We start from the raw sequence: 17364 nt of genomic DNA on the forward strand, positions 1-17364 counted from the left end.
TGCTGGCCGATTAAGGCTGACAGCCCTTTTTTACTGCCTTGCGCTCCTTGTATGGAGCGGTCGTGCCTAGGGTATTGAGCACAAAATCAGCGCGCTTTTGGACTGTTGTCTTGGGAAGAATGCTCACTTGGTAGCCCAACAAAGGGTAGATACGCGTCAAGCGTTCGTACTCATGCAAAGCCGCGTTGATATCATGCCGGCGTTCCGGGTCCTGCTTATAAATCTGTGGCCAGGGCGGCGTTAAAAACACCCGAGGATGGTAGGGGTAAGCGCGACTGACCGCCTCCAGCAAGGGATGGCCTCTTAATTCTTGTAACGCGGCTGCCGCATCAATCAGGCCACGATCAAAAAACACCCACGAACCATCTTGAGCTGCGGTCACGTAGTCTGTTTGGGCAATCTTGAGCGCCTCTTGCAGAAAGGCCTCCAGATCCAGCCAGGGTAGAGCAGAGCCTTGGATGGCCAACTGTTCCTGAACAATACGTCGCCCAGGCTCTTGAATCACGGTATGCCCACGTTTTTGGAGCTCGGCTAACAAAGTGGACTTACCACCGCCGGAGCAACCTGAAATAAGGACGAAAGAATGCATAAAGAAATGCAGATCAATAAAAGAAAATAAGAACTTGGAAAAGCTGGGGCGAACCCCGAAGCTACGAAGAAGGGAAGAAGGGAAGAAGGGAAGAAGGGAAGAAGGGAAGAAGGGAAGAAGGGAAGAAGGCTTAGTTTAAGGCAGGGATGAGAAATGATGAACCCCGATCCCCTTGTGGGTGTACACAACCATCTAACCCGCCTATCTTCAAGGCATCCAACAAAGAAGATAAATGCAATTAACGGAAAATAATTCCAAACATTGAAGAAAAAGTATCCAACAAAAAGAGGGGCGATTTTGGGAGAAAACCGCATGGTAATACAGCCGGATAAAACCCACAGCCGCACAGTCTGATGACTTCTGTTCGGGTTTCCGTCTTTTTTGGGCTTGCCGTGTTCGGAAATCCGAACAAAAGGGAGCGTATTGTCAGTGTCTCTACAATCAGTGCACAAAAAATGACTTGTTTTTCAATAGGCTAGTGCAATCCGCTGTTGTTGGCACAGTTGTTGCTTTTAACTCCGGTACAACAACCCCAATTTTTGGGGCCCTACATAAAAACGGAGAGATGACATGACTGATTGCACCGCAACGGCTCACACGCGCCTGGAAAAAGACTTGCTAGGAACTCGGCCCGTACCTGACTCGGTGTATTTTGGCGTTCACACCCTGCGAGCCGTTGAAAACTTCGATATTACGGCGACACCTATTTCAAACTATCCCGATTTGATTCGTGCCCTAGCACAGATCAAAGCGTCCGCCGCGCAGGCCAACCACGCGCTGGGAGCATTGGATGCCGTCAAGAAAGAAGCGATTGTGCAGGCATGCCGAGAAATTGAGTCCGGCCAGCATCACGACCATTTTGTGGTGGATGTGATCCAAGGTGGTGCGGGAACCTCTACCAATATGAATGCGAACGAGGTGATCGCTAACCGTGCGCTGGAGATTTTGGGTCATGAGCGAGGGCAATACGCTTTTCTTCACCCCAATGAGGATGTCAATCTGGGGCAGTCGACCAATGATGTATACCCCACCGCCTTGAAGCTAGCTGCCTATCAGGGCGCTGCCCGTTTATTGACCGCCTTGGAGTACTTGCAGCAAGCGTTCGAGAGCAAAGCTCACGCTTTCAAAGAGCTATTGAAAATGGGGCGAACACAACTGCAAGAAGCGGTCCCTATGACCCTGGGGCAAGAGTTTGCAGTTTACGCCGGCATGATTGCCAAAGATCGCCATTGCCTGACCGAGGCCATGCAAGAGCTGTGTGAAATCAATCTGGGTGCGACCGCGATTGGCACGGGTATCAATACCCATCCTCGCTATGCCAAACTGGTCACGCGTCAATTGTCCTCAAACACGGGGATCAGCCTGCGCAGCGCCCCCAATCTGATCTTGGCCACCCAGGACTGCAGCGCTTTTGTGCAATTGTCCAGCGCGTTGAAACGGATTGCCGTCACACTGTCCAAGACCTGCAACGACCTGCGTCTGTTATCGAGCGGCCCACGCGCTGGCATTGGCGAGATCAATTTGCCACCACGCCAAGCGGGCTCCTCCATCATGCCGGGCAAAGTCAATCCCGTCATTCCGGAAGCAGTCAGCCAGATTGCCTTTGAAGTCTTTGGCAATGATGTGACTGTCTCCTTTGCGGCCGAAGCAGGACAGCTTCAGCTCAACGCGTTTGAACCCATTATTGCGCACTGCCTCTACAAGAGCCTGCGTCATCTGCAACGCGGATGCATGATTCTGGCCGACTACTGCGTGGAAGCGATCACCGCCAATCCTCAGCGCCTGGCAGACAGTGTCAGCCAATCTATCGGATTGGTTACGGCGCTTAATCCGTTGATTGGCTACGCCGCAGCCACCGACATTGCCAAGCAGGCGCATGAAACCGGCAAAGGGGTGGCCGAGCTGATTCTGGAGCAGGGCTTGTTAAGTGCGAACGAGCTGGCTCAGGCCTTGCGGCCTGAACTGCTGATCGCGCCACGCACCGTGAACGAATTTGAGCAAACTCTTTAATTAAAAAAAACTGACAGGCCCGCGCACGGACCGACAAGGGAGATAAGCATATGAAGCTGAATAAGCAAACCACATGGATTCTGATTGCCATGGCATTGGGTGTGGTGGTGGGGTATATCTGCCACAAAATGGCCGATACCCCTGAACAGGCTCATGCCATTGCCAGCTACTTTGGCATGGTGACGGATATGTTTTTGCGCTTGATCAAAATGATCATTGCGCCGCTGATTTTCGCCACGCTGGTTGCCGGTATGGCCAGCATGGATGATGCAGCGACTGTTGGCCGTATCGGTGGCCGTGCCGTGGGCTGGTTCCTGTTGGCGTCGCTGGTATCGCTGACGGTAGGGCTGATTTTTGCCAATATTTTTCAGCCTGGCGCCAATGTCGGCATTCCCTTGCCGGCTGAATCCGGGCACTTGGGAGTGGATACCTCGGCACTGAACCTGAAAACGTTTTTGACTCACGTTGTGCCACGTAACTTTTTTGAGTCCATGTCCAAGAACGAGATTTTGCAAATCCTGGTGTTCTCGGTATTTTTTGGACTGGCCTTGGGGAAAGTGCGTGGCAATCCCCAGGCAAACACCCTCGCACAAACTATCGAGGGCGCTGTGCCGGTGATGCTGACGGTAACCAACTACGTCATGTACTTTGCGCCACTGGGGGTGTTTGCAGCCGTGGCCAATATCATCACGACGGAAGGGCTGGGTATTTTGGCGGTCTATGGCAAGTTTCTGGGCAGTTTTTATGCCACCTTGGTGGTGTTGTGGTTGATTTTGCTTGCTGCCGGATTTCTGGTGCTCAAGGGTCGGGTATTCACGCTGTTCAAAGAAATCCGTCAACCCATGTTGCTGGGTTTTTCCACCGCCTCCAGTGAAGCGGCCTATCCGCGTCTGATGGAAAAGCTGGAAGTGTTTGGTGTACGCAAGCGCGTTATCGGCTTTGTCCTGCCGCTGGGCTATTCCTTTAACCTGGATGGCTCCATGATCTACACCGCTTTTGCCGCTTTGTTTATCTCACAGGCGTATGACGTGCCGCTGACCTTGCAACAGCAGATTATTATGCTGCTGGTGTTGATGATCTCCAGCAAAGGTATCGCCGGTGTGCCACGCTCCGCGCTAGTCGTGGTGGCCGCGGTTTTACCGATGTTTGGTCTGCCTGAGGCTGGTGTATTATTGATCATGGGCATTGATCACTTTCTGGACATGGGCCGCACCGCGACAAATGTATTGGGTAACGGCATTGCCACAGCCGTTGTCGCTAAATGGGAAGGTGCCATCGATGCGCCCGACGAGGCGGACAGCAGGGCGGCAGGCTCATCGCAGCCCCGGCCCGAGGAGGCAGCCCCGGCAAGCTCAGCGCCTGTCATTGCCTGACACCTCTCCTGTCTGGGTAGCGGCTGTTTACTACAATCCCGTGTCAGTGGCCGCTACGTTTTTATGCATTTGCTCCGATTTTTTCGTCTTCAGAAAGTCTTGCTGTTGCTGACATTGATTGTGTCACTGGCTGCCATAGCGGGCATGGTGGCTTACCGTGTTGGCGAAGCGCTTGGACTGGCCAGTTTGCAGGACTCAGCGCGACAGCGTCTGAACTTGTATGCGTTGACATTGCGTCACGAAGTCGAGAAGTACGAATATTTACCCAAGATGCTGGAGCTGGATCAAGCGGTGGTGGGGCTGCTGGAGCGTGGCACCCAGTCCTCGCTTGAGGTTAGCCGTCATCTGGAGCGCTTGAACGAGCGCGCCAAGACCCGCGTGATTTACATCCTTGGACGCCAGGGGCACGTTCTGGCGACCAGCAACTGGCAACAGGCCGACAGTTATCTGGGGGAAGACCTCTCTTATCGCCATTATTTTTCCGAGGCACGCCAAGGGCGGCCCGGTTTCTTCTTTGGCGTTGGAACCACTCGGGGTGAGGCAGGCTATTACATCTCCGCACCCATCTCGCTGGCAGGGCATGTCATGGGGGTGGCCGTCATCAAGGTGGACCTGGATCGTTTACAGGATTCCTGGACCCATGCACAAGCGCCGGTGATCGTTTCCGATCACTATGGTGTGGCGATCTTGTCCTCCGTACCCGCCTGGAAATTTACGGCAAATCAGCCCCTGACTGAAGATGTGCAGCAGTACCTGCGCGAGACTCGCCAGTACAACGGTTTACCGATTGCGCCACTGGATCTGCTGACCCAAAAAGTGCTGAGCCGAGATGCGCAATTAGTGTCTTGGTCTGGGACCGGGACAGAGTCGGAGACAGAGGATCAGGTTCGCGGACTTTTTCTGGCTCAGACACTTCCGTTTGGTGCTAACGGCTGGACTTTGACGCTGTTTTTGCCCACCGATCTGGTCTATTCCATGGCTCGCCTGTACGCAGGCCTGGCCGCCTTGGGGATCCTGTCCTTTTTTGTGATGTTGATCAGTTGGTATTTGCGCCGGCAGCAACAGCGTGATCGGGCTCTTGCACGCTTGCAACTGGAGCGGGCCCATGCTCAGCTTGAACGCAAAGTGGAGGAGCGTACCCGCACGTTGGAAGAGACTCAGGCCGGCTTGATTCACGCAGGCAAACTGGCCGTCATTGGACAATTGTCTACTGGCCTGGCCCACGAGCTCAATCAACCCTTGACTGCGCTGCGTACCTTATCAGGGAACACCATCCGCTTCATGGAGCGCGGCGACCTGGATACGGTGCGCGCCAATTTGAAGCGCATCAATGATTTGGTGGACAGCATGGGCGCACTGACCTCACAACTCAAGCAATTTGCTCGCAAATCGCCCGGTCATTCGGGGCTGGCAGATTTGAACGCCATCATCGATCATGCCTTGCTGATCCTGGAACCCTCTATTCACCAACACCGCGCAACGATACATGTGCAATTGGCTGACGATGCGGGCAGGGTGCTGTGCAATCCCAACCGCCTTGAACAAGTCATTGTTAATTTACTGAGCAATGCGATTGATGCCGCGTCTACGCAAAACGCTCATCCCGTCGTTCAGATCAGCAGCCAGCGGCAAGGCCAGCAGGTGGCGATCCGGGTTCATGATAATGGCCCGGGATTAAGCGAGGAGGTGCGTTTGCATTTATTCGAGCCGTTTTTCACCACCAAAGACAGTGGTACCGGACTGGGCCTGGGTTTGGCCATTTCGATGAGTATCATCCAACATTGTGGGGGTCGCTTGACGGCAGATAACTTGCCAAGTGGTGGCGCCGTATTCACTATTGTGCTTCCCTTTCCTGGAGCAGAAAAATGTACGACGCACTGACGGTTCTTATCGTTGAAGACGATGCCAATGTACGTCTGGGTTGTAGCCAAACCTTGCAGCTTGAAGGCATTCGGGTGGAGCAGGCCGAGAGCGCAGAACAGGCCTTGCGCCTGCTGCACAATGGCTGGCCAGGCATTGTCGTGTCCGATGTACGTTTGCCGGGCGCCGATGGCATGAGCTTGTTGCAGCAATTGCAACATGTAGACAGCGATTTGCCTGTGGTGCTGATTACCGGCCATGGCGATGTATCAATGGCCGTTCAGGCCATGAAAATGGGGGCCTATGATTTCATCGAAAAGCCCTTTTCGCCCGAACATTTTGTACAAGTCGTATCGCGCGCCTTGGATAGGCGCCAAATGAGCTTTGAAATCAAAACCTTGCAGTGTCGATTGCAAGACAAGCAATCCATTGAAGCCCGTGTGCTGGGCAACTCTTCAGTCATGTCCAAGGTGCGTGAACTGATCTGCAATCTGGGCAATAGTGCTGCCGATGTACTCATTTTTGGCGAAACCGGCACCGGAAAAGAGCTGGTGGCGCGCTGTCTTCACGAGGTGGGACACACCAGTGAGGGCAATTTTGTGGCCGTCAACTGCGGCGCACTGTCCGACAGTCTGTTTGACAGTCAAATGTTTGGTCATGAAGCAGGCGCTTTTACGGGCGCCGGCAAGCGGGTAATCGGCAAAATCGAACATGCACATCAGGGTACGCTGTTTCTGGATGAAATAGAGAGCATGCCGATGGCCATGCAGGTCAAACTATTGCGCGTCTTACAGGAACGAACGCTGGAGCGACTGGGTTCGAATCAATCCATCGCCATCAATTGCCGGGTGATTGCGGCCACGAAAGTCGATTTGCTGGCACAGGCTGATCAAGGCCAGTTCCGTCACGACTTGTATTACCGCCTGAATATGGCCACCTTGCCCTTGCCCCCCTTGCGTGAACGGCGCGAGGATATTGGCCTGTTGTTTGAACATTTTGCTTTGTTGGCGGCGGCCCGACATGGCCGCCCGGCTCTGGAGCCGGACTCCGAGCGCCTGCAGGCCATGCTGGCCTGGCATTGGCCAGGCAATGTGCGCGAGCTGCGCAATTTTGCGGACCGTTGCGTGCTGGGAGTCAACAGCGCCTTGCCCGGTCAGCAAGCTGCGCCAGGAATGGTGCCGACCTCCCTGGTCCAAACGGTGGAAGCGGTCGAGCGTGCCTTGATCGTCGAGGCCCTGAGACGACATCAACATAATTTGACCCGTGCCGGACAGGAGTTGGGCATCGCCAAAAGCACGCTGCACGATAAGATCCGCAAGTATGGTTTGTCAGCGTCCTAATGTCTTTCTCTTCGAGTTCCTGTTTGTGCCGATGGGGCCTGTCATTGTCAGGATAAGCAGCTCTTTGTCTGATTGATCTATGATCAGAGCTTTCGTCCTACTTTTTTATGGCGTTCTATCATGGAGCTGCGTCAGCTGCGGTATTTCTTGCGTGTAGTGGAGTTGGGCAGCATGGGTAAGGCCGCCCAGGATCTGGGTATTGTCACTTCAGCGCTCAGCCAGCAAATCAGCCGCCTGGAAGGGGAGTTATCGGTGCGCCTGTTACAGCGCACATCGACAGGTGTGGTCCCTACCGCCGCCGGCTTGGCTTTTCGTCAAGAAGCTCAATTGGCGTTGAGACACACCGATAATGCCGTCCTGGCGGCGCAGGCCGCTCGGCTGTCTGGGCAGGTCACGGTAGGTCTGGCTCCGACCACCGGTTCGGTCCTGGCGGTCCCTTTTCTCAGTGCCATGAAGCAGCGCTATCCCGATGTGCGGGTGCATCTGATTGAAAGCTTATCGGGCAATCTGTCTCAAATGCTCAATCGACGCCAGATTGACTTAGGGGTGGTGTTCCATACGGCAGGGCATCACTCCTGGAGTGCGCAAGCTATTCTGGATGAACGCCTGTTTCTTATCATCCACCCCAATCAACGCCACTTGTTGCCTGAGGGGCACTCGTTAACGCTGGGTGATATTGCCAATCTGCCACTTGTCATGCCCAGTGCCTCCCACGGCTTACGTGCTTTGCTGAATGCCGAATTTTTCCGCGAAGGCACTGAGGCCAATGTTGTGGTGGAGATTGACGGCCTGGCCTTGTTAATGGATGTGGTGTGCTCTGGCTACGCCGCAACGGTTCAACCTGGCGCGGCGGTAGTTCGTAATCACAATCAACGTTTAGTGAGCTTGCCTTTAGCGCATGAAACCCTCAAACGCCGCAACCTGATCGCCAGCTTATCCGACGAAGAATTAGCACCAGCGGGGCTGGCGGCCCGGATCGTGCTGGCCGATGTCATGCGCTCGCTGGTGCAGCAATCACGCTGGCCAGGAGCCACGCTACTGTGAAACAGATACGTTTCCTCAGAAAGCGGTAGCCCTTCGCCCCCTTTGTTGCTCACCCGTTTTAGCTGTGCCCACACCCATTTACACTGGAGCGTGTTGTCGCGTTGCTTACTAGACGAGGTCGTCCTGTGCGCTTGGCCTTCACTTTTAGTGAACACCTATAGCCTTGGTCATACTGGCGTCGACAAGACCACATCCCTAAAGTAGACCCCGTTCCATATCGTGGCGAAACGCTTAAGCCACGAATAGCACACAGGAAACGGACAACAATGGTTGATGTACTTGTTATTGGAGGCGGCAACGCCGCATTGTGCGCAGCCCTCTCAGCCCGAGAGGCAGGGGCACGTGTTCTTTTGCTGGAAGCTTCTCCCCGTGAGTGGCGAGGAGGCAATTCGCAACACACCCGTAATTTGCGTTGTATGCATGATGCGCCGCAAGATGTCCTGGTCGATGCTTATCCAGAGGAGGAATTCTGGCAAGACTTGCTCAAAGTGACAGCCGGCAAAACGAATGAGCATCTGGCCCGCTTAGTCATTCGCACGACGAGCACCTGTCGCAACTGGATGCGCAAGCACGGTGTCAACTTTCAGCCTCCGCTCTCAGGCGCCTTGCATGTGGCGCGCACCAATGCTTTTTTCATGGGTGGCGGTAAAGCCCTGATAAATGCCTATTACCGCAGTGCTCAAGCCCTGGGGGTGGACATTCGCTATAACGCGCCTGTTGATCGGCTGGAAATAAAGGACGGTCAATTTGTAGCAGCGTGGTGCGGCGAACAACGTATCCAGGCACGAGTCTGCGTATTAGCGGCGGGCGGCTTTGAGTCCAACCGTCAATGGTTACGGGAGGCCTGGGGACAAAACGAGCTTGGAGAGTGGCCTTCGGATAACTTCCTGATTCGTGGCACACGTTTTAACCAAGGCGTGTTATTGCGCCATATGATTAACGATCACAAAGCAGACCATATCGGCGACCCAACCCAGGCACATATGGTGGCAATTGACGCACGAGCCCCGTTGTATGACGGGGGTATCTGCACCCGCATTGACTGCGTATCCCTAGGGGTCGTGGTTAACCGTCAAGCCAAGCGATTCTATGACGAAGGTGAAGATTTCTGGCCCAAACGTTACGCGATTTGGGGACGTTTGGTCGCCCAACAAGCGGGCCAAATTGCGTATTCGATCATAGACAGTAAGGCGATTGGTCGATTCATGCCCCCGGTTTTTCCTGGCCAAAAGGCTGAAACATTGCCCGAGCTGGCCCGCAAACTGGGTCTGGACGAGGTGGCGTTCCAGAAAACCCTGAATGATTACAACAAAGCCTGCCAGGTCGGGAAGTTTGATCACACATCGCTGGACGACTGTCACACCCAAGGTATTGCGCCTGCCAAAACGCACTGGGCCTTGCCGATTGATACCCCCCCGTTTTATGGCTATGCCTTGCGCCCAGGCGTGACATTTACCTACCTGAGCCTGCTCACCGACGAAACAGCTGCCGTACGTTTTGACAACAAACCTAGCCGCAATCTGTTTGTTGCCGGCGAGATGATGGCGGGCAATGTGCTGGGGCAAGGCTATACAGCAGGAGTGGGAATGTCGATTGGTACAACCTTTGGCTGCATTGCAGGCACACAGGCTGCACAGGCGGCCAGACAATGAAAACGCTGTTGCGCCCTGATCCCGAGACTCCCATGAAATCACTTCAAGCATTAATAAATGATGCATGCAACACCGAGTTGCACGCACACTCGCCCAGTCCCACGGTGCACCACACAAGGAATGAACAGGAGGTCGATCGCATCATGACGATCTGTAATGCCTGTCGTTACTGTGAGGGCTTTTGCGCGGTCTTTCCCGCGATGACACGCCGTTTGATGTTTGAGCCAGCGGACGTGCATTACCTGGCAAATTTATGCCATAACTGCGGGGCGTGCCTGCATGCTTGCCAATACGCACCGCCCCACGAATTTGCGGTGAATGTTCCGCAAGCGATGGCCAAGGTTCGTGCCCAAACCTATACCCAGTATGCCTGGCCAAAGAGGTTGGGCAAGCTCTATGAGCGCAACGGCTTAGTGATGTCGATTGCCTTGACCTTGGGGCTGGCCTTGTTCCTGATTCTGGCGTTGGCGCTCAAGGGGACGCTCTGGGACGCTGCATTGGCCGGAGATTTTTACAATCTGTTCCCGCATAACCTGTTGGTAGGGATGTTTGCGCCTGTGTTCCTGTTTGCGGTCTTTGCGTTAGGCAAAGGGGTACATGGTTTTTGGACGGAAATCACTCCAGCCACCAGTGGCGCACCTGTCAGCGGGATTGCCGCCGCCGAGGCGACCCATTCAGTGCTCAAGCTCAAGTATCTGGATGGGGGGCATGGGAAGGGATGCCATAACGAGGATGACGCCTACACTTTGTCGCGTCGCCGATTTCATCACCTGACCTTTTATGGCTTCATGCTGTGTTTTGCGGCCACCAGCCTGGGCACGATCTACCACTATCTGTTCGATATGGTGGCTCCGTACGATTTCCCCAGTCTGCCCAAACTGCTGGGATCGGTGGGAGGGGTGAGTCTATGTATCGGCACGGCTGGCTTGGGCTATCTGAACGTGCGTCGCGACCCGGCACAGGGCGATCAGCAGCAAAAACCGATGGATCTGGGTTTTATTGCCTTGCTGTTTTTGATTAGCGCCAGCGGACTGGCCCTATGGCTGGCCCGTAGCACACCCGCGATGGGTTTGTTGTTGTGCTTGCATCTCGGAGCAGTGATGGCGCTTTTTGCCACCTTGCCTTATGGCAAGTTTGCACACGGTATTTTCCGCAGCGCATCGCTATTGCGCCATGCCATAGAGAAGCGGCAGCCAAACCCCATTCGTGCCGGTGGCGACTGACCCTGTCGGGTTTGAAGCCTCCCTTTTTTCATCGCAACCATACTTATAACGACTCAAGAGGAGCATCATGCGTTTTCGTCCCTTTTCCTGTTTTGCCAGTGCCGCCTTATCAATCGGTTTGCTTGCCTCATCGGTGCAAGCACAGACATTTCCACCTCAAAAGTCGATTTCTTTAGTTGTCGGCTTCGCAGCCGGTGGCGCAGCCGATGCCGCTGCCCGCATGATTGCCAAAAAACTTGGGGACAACATCGGTCAGACTGTTGTTGTACAGAACAAAGCAGGCGCTGGCGGTATTTTGGCGCATCAGCAAGTGGCTAATGCTGATAATGATGGCTCGGTGTTGCTCTTGGGCTCCGTGGGGCCAATGACTATTTCTCCACACCTGATGAAAGTGCCTTACGACCCGTTCAAAGACCTGGCTCCTTTGTCGGGAGGTGTACATTTTCCCAACGTACTGGTTGTGCATAAAGGTATAGGTGCAAAAACCTTGAGCGAGTTTATTGAGCTTGCCAAGAGTGAGCCTGGTCTTATCGACTTTGCTTCTTCCGGATCAGGTTCTGCCTCACACTTGGCCGGAGAACTCCTTAACCAGCGCGCTGGAGTTGAAATGGTGCACGTCCCTTATCGTGGCGGCGGTCAAGCTTTGCAAGATCTTATCGGGGAACGGGTGGCTTCATACTTTGCGGCTCCACCGACAGCAGCCCCGCACATTAAGGTCGGTACCTTGATTCCATTAGCGACAACCGGTTTGGAGCGCTCTGCTGATATGCCAACGATTCCAACGGTGGCAGAGGCCGGCTACCCTGGTTTTATTGCACTAAATTGGTATGCATTCTTAGGGCCGGGAACGATGCCAGAGGACATTCAGGAGCGTTGGAATCAGGAGCTGGTCAAGGTATTGAACGATCCTGAAATACGTCAGTCCTTGCTGGACTATGGCTTAACTCCTCAGCCAACAAGCCGTGCCGAATTAACCCAGTTCATGGAACAGGAGTCAGCTCAGTGGCGAAAGACCATTCAAGAGCGTGGACTAAAAGGGGAGTAACAGTCCCTGTATCCATGAAGCTGAATGTGCGAATGCGGCTACGTTTGCGGCCGCACTCTTGAAAGCACGAACCATCCAGTTCATGAAATAGGTTCTTGGGGTAGAGGGCATCGCCTTGAAGACTGGCCTTTGCCATTGGGGGCACTCAAACTTGGGCCACTAAAGAAAGAGGCCGATTATCCCAAGGAATAATCGGCATCCTTATCCTTTAACAACGGTTTGATGCAGGTGTGGTTTTTTTTAAGCCGACAACTTCTCCACTCGGGCTGGCAGACCCTGTCGCACAGCAGCGCCAGAGACCCAGTCAATCCACACGTTGTCCTGCCCATCGCCACGGGTTGGATCGGCAAACCCCAATTCGTTCAGATTCACGCCTGCTGCCAGATCGTTCAGGTGGGGCATAGCCTCGCCATCGATCTGGTGCGAACGGGCCCCCAGCTCGGTATGACCAAAACCGTGCTCGATAGCGATGGCACCGCGCATGATACCGCCACGCACCAAAGCAACACCTTCAACCGCGCCGCCAGGTGTGCTGACACGAATACGGTCGCCGTTACGAATACCCATGTTTTTCGCATCATCCAGATTCAAGGAAATCGGGTTATGCGGGTGTACCTGGCGCAAACGTGACATGCCGATGGACATGGAGCTCATCAAATTGGATTTGTAGGAGCTCATCAGCAGCGGCCACTCTTGCTCAGAAAAGTGTTCGCGCATCGGGCTGCCGTCGGCTAGACGGGTTGGGTACCATGTGGGGCAGCCGCTCAAACGTTCACCCGTCATGGTGTGACGCATCTTGGCCAAGTCCTCATTCCAGATCTGCAAGGCGTTGTCGTAACGTTTTTTCAGTTGATTCCCTTTCCAGGCGTTTTCAACTCGGTCGAAGCGACCTCCGCGAGTCAGCAACATGGCCACTTTGCGCTGCTCTTCGGGATGCAGGCGCGCTTGCAGATCCGGGAAGAGGCGATCCACGCCTGTCATGCGCATATCGTCGTCGGATGCGTCGCCAACCGGGCGGCCAGCACCAAAAGCGATATTGGCCATGCCGCGCAGATAGAAATCCTCGGCGCGCAACAAGTCATGGGCATTGCCCGCCTTGTCTTTCAGAACGCCTTTACCAAAACCAGGTAACTCCAGACGCAAAGCCACGGCAAACAGGAAACTTTCCAGGTTGATGGGCTGGCCATCGGCCGTGCGATCCACACGTGGCTGCACCACTGGCCAACGTAGGGTGGAAGATTTGGCAATCACGTCGGCCCAAGGTGCCGACACCCCCCAGCTTTCGTACGTCACCGTGTCTGGCACGATGTAATCTGCATACGCGTTGGTCTCGTTGATGAACGGGTTTATCGAAATTGATAAAGGCAAAGCAGCAGGGTCTTTCAGTTTGTGCAGCAAGGCATTTTTAAAACCTGCAATGGCGTAGACCGGATTACTCATGTGATTAATCCAGACCTTGGCTGAATAGGGGTAGCCATTCAGACCTGAAGCAATCATTTCACTGCTCAAAGCCCCTACGGCGGGGTACCAGGGAGCAGGAGCCGGGTACAAGGCTTCACCATTCGCCTGACGACGCTTGAATTCGCTGGATTTTTCGTAAGCGAAGCGATGACGCGACAAGGACACGCCTTTAGCCGTCACTTTGCCAGGAAATTGTGCGAAGTTGTAGCGTGGGCCGGGGCCAAAAGGACCAAATGGGCCGGCATCCAGCACCAAACCACCTTTCAGATTCAGGTTGCCCACCAAGGTGTTCAACATGGCAATAGCGTAAGCCGTGTAGAAACCAGAACCGTTCATAGTGCCGCCGTGAGCGTCAGCCACGGCTTGGCGACCGTAGCTGGTAAATTCACGGGCCAGCTCGATCAGGGTTGCTTCTTCCATGCCGCAGCCTTTGGCGTACTCGGCAATGGATTTTTCCTGACTGCGCTCGCGCAGCATGTTCAACGCAGTACAGACGCGTACATCCTGGCCTTCCAGCTCAACACTACGGTCGACAAATAGCGTGGCGCGATCCAGATCGGTATGGGCGCGCAGCTCACCTTGTTCATCCTGAACGATAAAGGGCGATTCAGTGCCTTCGGCCACTTCCCAACCCAGATCCGTGCCGCGCAAATAACGTCCAAAGCCAGGATGCTTAGGATCTGCAATCAATAAATGGCTGGCGTTAGTCCAGGAAGCCGTATTTTCGTCCTGCTCGGCAGGTGCGTGAGGCAGGGACAAGTGTTCAGCATCAAACCGCTCTTGTTCCAGAATCCAGCGCAACATGCCCATGACCAAAGACAAGTCGGTGCCGGGCAGAACAGGCTGCCAGCGGTTGCCACTGCCCGAGGCCAGACTGGACGAGGTGGGCAGAATCGGGGAAACAACCACGTACTTGAAGGTATTTTCAGGACGCGAACGGGCTTCGGCCAATTCACGGCCCTGACGCTGGAACGGGTTACCGGATTGAGCCGGTGCAGCGCCAATAAACAGGCCAAATCGGGCATTTTTCCAGTCAGGTTTGCCGTGAGGCAGCCCTTTAATGTCGTTCATGGCAGCCCCCGTTCCCACACGGAAACTTTGACCGCAATATGAACCGTGGTTACTGACGTTGACCGTGCCAAAGGCTTGCTCGGCAAAGCGTTTGAGCAGTGGTGTACGGCCTTCGTTCGCGGCATCGGTGAACAATAACTGGTTGGCCAGTGGGCCAAACTCGGGATTCTGTGGGTCAATCAAGGTTTCATGATCCCAAATGGCACGCAAACCGTCGACATGTCCTTCTTTGAACAGATCGCCACCTTCACAGACTTCTTCAATCAATTGCTCAAAGCTGATGCGCTCCCATTGGCCTGAACCACGGGGGCCGACACGCTTCAAAGGCGATAAAACACGGTAAGGACTGCTGTGCTGCTCCAGCATGGAAGCGCCACGGGCACAGGCACTGGCACGGCCTTCCAGGCCGTTTTCTCCGCCCAGCATGGCGTAAACCTCGCGTACGGGCTGCTCCATAGGAGCGGACTGCGTGGTTGCCAAAGGATGGTAAGGGTTGCCAGCGATACGCAGAATCTTGTTGTTCTCCGTATCAATACGTACGCGCACACCACACTGTGTCCAGCACCCCAAACAGCTGGAAGGGCTCACAATCTGGCCGGGTTGCGTATCAAGCAGGCCGGTAATTGGGTCAATACGGAACTCGGCCTGCAAGGAGTTGCCACGGGTGGCGTGGGCAGTTGGCGCTCCGGCTGTACCTTGGCCCAGACCTTGCACCGCCTTGACCACGGTGTCGCTATAACCTGCCGCAAACGCAGCCAGACCACCCACAGCGGCACCGCCGCGGGTCAATACCTGCCGACGCGACAGGTTAGGGGTTTCTTTTTTCTTGCTCATGACGATAAGTACCTGAAAGCTAGTGAGTCTGTGGGGCCTAGGCCGTCAACGTTGAACGGCGGGCCGGGAACAGAGAGAGCAGGGTGGTGCTGGCGGCGAGCAAGGCAATACACAAGCCCAGCACACCCAGCATTCCCAGCAGGCCATCGCTGCCTAAGGGCATGGTGTAGAGGTACAAACCAGCGCCGTATTTGGGCACACCTTGTACCGCCATGAAAATAATCCAGCGAAATACCCAGGCAGAGCCAAGCATGAAAGCAGCGCAGACCAAGCTGTACAGATTGCCTTGCAAGGTGCTGATCGGACGGCTGAGCATATACAGAAGCAGCAGACCGAAGGCAGAAGACCCCAGGAAACCCAAACGCCATACGGGGTAACTCTGGAATAGCTCCCAGGCAGTACCGAAGGAATGGCTGTAGCCCAACAGGCCCGAACCCACCCAGAACAGAGCGACCACGATCAAGGTCAGAACCACGCCCAGAGACCAGCGGCGTACGTATTCCAGCGGTAAATTGGCTACGCCACCGGGCAAGAGACGGGCAACCAGCAAGATTGCTCCCAGACTGGCCAGAGCGGCCGTCAAGGCGAAGTTGATGGGCAGAAAGGCGGTGTTCCACAAGGGGCGCGAGCGCAGCACCATCACTTCAAAACCGCTGTAAACCAGAATCGACAAGGCCGACACCAGCAAAGCCAGACTCAACCATCGCCACAGAGCACGTTTGTTCAACCACCAGGCCAGCACATTGGCCACGGACAGACCGACGAACAGGGGCAGCAGGACGGCGCCCAGAGACATCCAGGACCAGGGAGTGAAGTAGGCGTAGAAATGCCAGAAACGACCCGGTTGGTGCAGGTCAGCCAGCAAGGACACGGGAGCGGCAATGCTGCTGCACAGCAGCACAATCATCAGCGCGGGTTCCAGACGGCGTAAAGCGCTGTCGCTGGACCAGGCGCAACGCCATACCCATACGGTGCTGGTGGCGGCCATACCGACCAGAAAAAAGTATTGAACTGCCCAAGGGAGCCAGGCAACCTCGTAGGCGGGGGTCAGAATTTCAATAATAGACATAGCGGCCTCTTAGAACTGATGGGTCAAGCGCACACTGGCCTGACCATCCACACCGTCGACGAACTCATCTGGCAAGCCGATATAAAACACATGCGGGCTGGTATTCATGCCGGGTTTGAGAACGCGGATTTCCTCTTTGTGCTCCTTGAGCAACTGGGAAATCGTGCTGGTTTCATCGTTCATATCACCAATGACACGGGCACCTCCGACGCAGCTTTCCACACAGGCGGGCAACAGTCCCACTTCCAAGCGGTGCTCACAGAAGGTGCACTTGTCGGCGGTTTGCGTTTCATGGTTAATGAAACGGGCGTCGTAAGGACAGGCTTGAACACAGTAGGCACAGCCAACACATCGCTCGTTGTCGACCAACACCACACCATCTTCGCGCTGGAATGTGGCCTGTACAGGACAGACTGGTACACAGGGCGGGTTGTCGCAGTGATTGCAGAGACGGGGCAGGCTCAGCATCGCCGCCTGTTGCTGTTCATCAAGCACCTCGTATTGCAGAACCGTGGTGCGGAACTGGCCGATAGGCGGCGCGTTTTCGATAGAACAGCTAACCGTACAGGCCTGGCAACCGATACATTTTCTTAAATCAACCACCATGCCGTAGCGGGCCCCATCTTTCCCACCGCTACGTCGTGGAGGCTGGCTGTTCATCGCTGCTTGAACAGGTTGAATAGGAATAATCGTGGCCCCGGCACTCAGGCCTAGCAATTCCTTAAGAAAACGTCGCTTGCCCTTTTTGGGCTCGGCGCTTGGAGTCATGTGTTTTCCTTTACATGCTTGGGTT

At 54.8% G+C, this 17364-nt stretch carries 12 protein-coding genes; 8 read left to right on the forward strand and 4 right to left on the reverse strand.

Features of this window, described 5'->3' with window-relative positions; translation table 11 throughout:
- Window positions 1–10 precede the first annotated feature (10 nt).
- On the reverse strand, window positions 11–589 hold the full coding sequence (locus tag CA948_RS04765; RefSeq protein ID WP_094196650.1) for an AAA family ATPase: 579 nt from the start codon (window positions 587–589) through the stop codon (window positions 11–13).
- A gap of 570 nt (window positions 590–1159) precedes the next feature.
- Between CA948_RS04765 and CA948_RS04770 the strand changes: the two genes are divergently transcribed.
- The 8 genes from CA948_RS04770 (at window position 1160) to CA948_RS04805 (ending at window position 12136) form a co-directional block, all read left to right on the forward strand.
- Window positions 1160–2599: an aspartate ammonia-lyase gene (locus CA948_RS04770; protein ID WP_108727464.1), complete on the forward strand. Its 1440-nt coding sequence runs from the start codon at window positions 1160–1162 to the stop codon at window positions 2597–2599.
- Window positions 2600–2649: 50 nt separating this feature from the next.
- Entirely contained in the window at window positions 2650–3972 is a 1323-nt protein-coding gene (locus CA948_RS04775; RefSeq protein ID WP_108727465.1) for a dicarboxylate/amino acid:cation symporter, read from the forward strand.
- Between the two features lie 99 nt (window positions 3973–4071).
- The gene (locus tag CA948_RS04780; protein ID WP_159086120.1) at window positions 4072–5853 is read left to right on the forward strand and encodes an ATP-binding protein; all 1782 of its coding nucleotides are present in this window, start codon (window positions 4072–4074) and stop codon (window positions 5851–5853) included.
- Window positions 5838–7172: a sigma-54-dependent transcriptional regulator gene (locus CA948_RS04785; RefSeq protein WP_108727467.1), complete on the forward strand. Its 1335-nt coding sequence runs from the start codon at window positions 5838–5840 to the stop codon at window positions 7170–7172. The genes CA948_RS04780 and CA948_RS04785 overlap by 16 nt, the downstream gene beginning before the upstream one ends.
- Before the next feature lie 120 nt (window positions 7173–7292).
- Window positions 7293–8216 carry a LysR family transcriptional regulator gene (locus tag CA948_RS04790; protein WP_094196655.1) on the forward strand — a complete coding sequence of 308 codons (924 nt, stop codon included), beginning with the start codon at window positions 7293–7295 and terminating at the stop codon, window positions 8214–8216.
- A 266-nt stretch (window positions 8217–8482) separates the two neighbouring features.
- Window positions 8483–9868 carry an FAD-dependent tricarballylate dehydrogenase TcuA gene (gene tcuA / locus CA948_RS04795; RefSeq protein WP_108727468.1) on the forward strand — a complete coding sequence of 462 codons (1386 nt, stop codon included), beginning with the start codon at window positions 8483–8485 and terminating at the stop codon, window positions 9866–9868.
- Window positions 9869–9900: 32 nt separating this feature from the next.
- Window positions 9901–11091: a tricarballylate utilization 4Fe-4S protein TcuB gene (gene tcuB / locus CA948_RS04800; RefSeq protein WP_108728707.1), complete on the forward strand. Its 1191-nt coding sequence runs from the start codon at window positions 9901–9903 to the stop codon at window positions 11089–11091.
- Between the two features lie 67 nt (window positions 11092–11158).
- Window positions 11159–12136, forward strand: coding sequence for a Bug family tripartite tricarboxylate transporter substrate binding protein (locus CA948_RS04805; protein ID WP_094196657.1), 978 nt, complete (start codon window positions 11159–11161; stop codon window positions 12134–12136).
- Window positions 12137–12376: 240 nt separating this feature from the next.
- Here the strand turns inward: CA948_RS04805 and CA948_RS04810 are convergent, their stop codons facing one another.
- Genes CA948_RS04810 through dsrO form a run of 3 tightly spaced genes read right to left on the reverse strand, consistent with a single transcriptional unit; the run spans window position 12377 to window position 17339 of the window.
- On the reverse strand, window positions 12377–15502 hold the full coding sequence (locus CA948_RS04810; protein WP_108727469.1) for a tetrathionate reductase subunit A: 3126 nt from the start codon (window positions 15500–15502) through the stop codon (window positions 12377–12379).
- Between the two features lie 37 nt (window positions 15503–15539).
- Window positions 15540–16571 carry an NrfD/PsrC family molybdoenzyme membrane anchor subunit gene (gene nrfD, locus CA948_RS04815; RefSeq protein WP_094196659.1) on the reverse strand — a complete coding sequence of 344 codons (1032 nt, stop codon included), beginning with the start codon at window positions 16569–16571 and terminating at the stop codon, window positions 15540–15542.
- A 9-nt stretch (window positions 16572–16580) separates the two neighbouring features.
- Window positions 16581–17339 (reverse strand): sulfate reduction electron transfer complex DsrMKJOP subunit DsrO, encoded by a 759-nt coding sequence (gene dsrO, locus CA948_RS04820; protein ID WP_108727470.1) that lies wholly within the window; start codon window positions 17337–17339, stop codon window positions 16581–16583.
- Between the last annotated feature and the right edge of the window lie 25 nt (window positions 17340–17364).

Origin of the sequence: Alcaligenes aquatilis (genome assembly GCF_003076515.1) — a bacterium.
In the GTDB taxonomy this organism is placed as follows: domain Bacteria; phylum Pseudomonadota; class Gammaproteobacteria; order Burkholderiales; family Burkholderiaceae_B; genus Alcaligenes; species Alcaligenes aquatilis.

Excerpts from the sequence above, each read along its gene's own strand:
- tcuB (WP_108728707.1), top strand. The coding sequence starts at position 9,901 with ATGAAATCACTTCAAGCATTAATAAATGATGCATGCAACACCGAGTTG.
- CA948_RS04805 (WP_094196657.1), top strand. The coding sequence starts at position 11,159 with ATGCGTTTTCGTCCCTTTTCCTGTTTTGCCAGTGCCGCCTTATCAATC.
- CA948_RS04765 (WP_094196650.1), bottom strand. The coding sequence starts at position 589 with ATGCATTCTTTCGTCCTTATTTCAGGTTGCTCCGGCGGTGGTAAGTCC.
- dsrO (WP_108727470.1), bottom strand. The coding sequence starts at position 17,339 with ATGACTCCAAGCGCCGAGCCCAAAAAGGGCAAGCGACGTTTTCTTAAG.
- tcuA (WP_108727468.1), top strand. The coding sequence starts at position 8,483 with ATGGTTGATGTACTTGTTATTGGAGGCGGCAACGCCGCATTGTGCGCA.
- CA948_RS04790 (WP_094196655.1), top strand. The coding sequence starts at position 7,293 with ATGGAGCTGCGTCAGCTGCGGTATTTCTTGCGTGTAGTGGAGTTGGGC.
- CA948_RS04810 (WP_108727469.1), bottom strand. The coding sequence starts at position 15,502 with ATGAGCAAGAAAAAAGAAACCCCTAACCTGTCGCGTCGGCAGGTATTG.
- CA948_RS04785 (WP_108727467.1), top strand. The coding sequence starts at position 5,838 with ATGTACGACGCACTGACGGTTCTTATCGTTGAAGACGATGCCAATGTA.
- CA948_RS04770 (WP_108727464.1), top strand. The coding sequence starts at position 1,160 with ATGACTGATTGCACCGCAACGGCTCACACGCGCCTGGAAAAAGACTTG.
- nrfD (WP_094196659.1), bottom strand. The coding sequence starts at position 16,571 with ATGTCTATTATTGAAATTCTGACCCCCGCCTACGAGGTTGCCTGGCTC.
- CA948_RS04775 (WP_108727465.1), top strand. The coding sequence starts at position 2,650 with ATGAAGCTGAATAAGCAAACCACATGGATTCTGATTGCCATGGCATTG.